We start from the raw sequence: 950 nt of genomic DNA, 5'->3' as shown, positions 1-950 counted from the left end.
CGCCTTACGGTGGAGCTGTGCGTAGATGTGATCAAGAGACAGCCACGCTCCCCGTGCGGGAGCGTGGATCGAAACTGGCGAAGGGCCGGAAAGGGAGTGATGGTCTGAAGTCGCTCCCCGTGCGGGAGCGTGGATCGAAACTATGACAAGCTGCGCCGGCACCCCAAGGTGCTGGAGTCGCTCCCCGTGCGGGAGCGTGGATCGAAACTGGCCGCCCTCCAGGGTGCCGGCCTGATCAGTCGTCGCTCCCCGTGCGGGAGCGTGGATCGAAACGCGACGGCGGAATGCGCCTGGTTCTGGACCATGGTCGCTCCCCGTGCGGGAGCGTGGATCGAAACCGGTAGGGCCGGACATTGCGCCGGTCCTGGCTCGGTCGCTCCCCGTGCGGGAGCGTGGATCGAAACCCGGCGCCGCTCGGACGACCAGTGGAGCTCCTGGGTCGCTCCCCGTGCGGGAGCGTGGATCGAAACCCTTTTCCGGCTCCCTGCCACGCCCAGCACTGCGTCGCTCCCCGTGCGGGAGCGTGGATCGAAACTACGGGATCGTGCGGGCGCTGAAAGACCCGCAGCGGTCGCTCCCCGTGCGGGAGCGTGGATCGAAACCAGAAGCTCGCGCAGGACATGGCACGGGTGGAGTCCGGTCGCTCCCCGTGCGGGAGCGTGGATCGAAACGCTCTGAACGGCTCTGGCGTGTCCTCCATGTTCGTCGCTCCCCGTGTGGATCGGCATGGAATAGGAACCCTGTTGGAGGGGTGATCGGCGTCCAAACGGGACCCCACTGACGGCGGGGTTCACAGTGGTTTCCGGGATGATCGGGAGCCAGTGCTGGGATGCTGGTCGTGGAGACAGTGGCAAAGATCCGGCGCCTGCACCGGGTGCAGGGCAAGTCGATCAAGGCGATCTGTCGTGAGCTCGGGATTTCGCGAAAGGTGGTCCGGAAGGTTCTGCGGT

At 66.2% G+C, this 950-nt stretch carries 1 pseudogene and 1 CRISPR repeat array; the pseudogene reads left to right on the top strand.

The features are described 5' to 3' along the window. Positions 1-43: 43 nt before the first annotated feature. Positions 44-671: a CRISPR direct-repeat array (repeat unit 32 nt; unit sequence GTCGCTCCCCGTGCGGGAGCGTGGATCGAAAC). A gap of 158 nt (positions 672-829) precedes the next feature. Continuing rightward, a pseudogene (locus tag ROTAS13_RS28375) lies at positions 830-950 on the top strand (helix-turn-helix domain-containing protein); the annotation flags it as partial.

It is taken from the genome of Roseomonas sp. TAS13, from assembly GCF_001950415.1.
Classification (GTDB): domain Bacteria; phylum Pseudomonadota; class Alphaproteobacteria; order Acetobacterales; family Acetobacteraceae; genus Roseomonas; species Roseomonas mucosa.
Note: the sequence above shows the minus strand (reverse complement) of the source record. Positions and strands in the feature narration are given on the sequence as shown.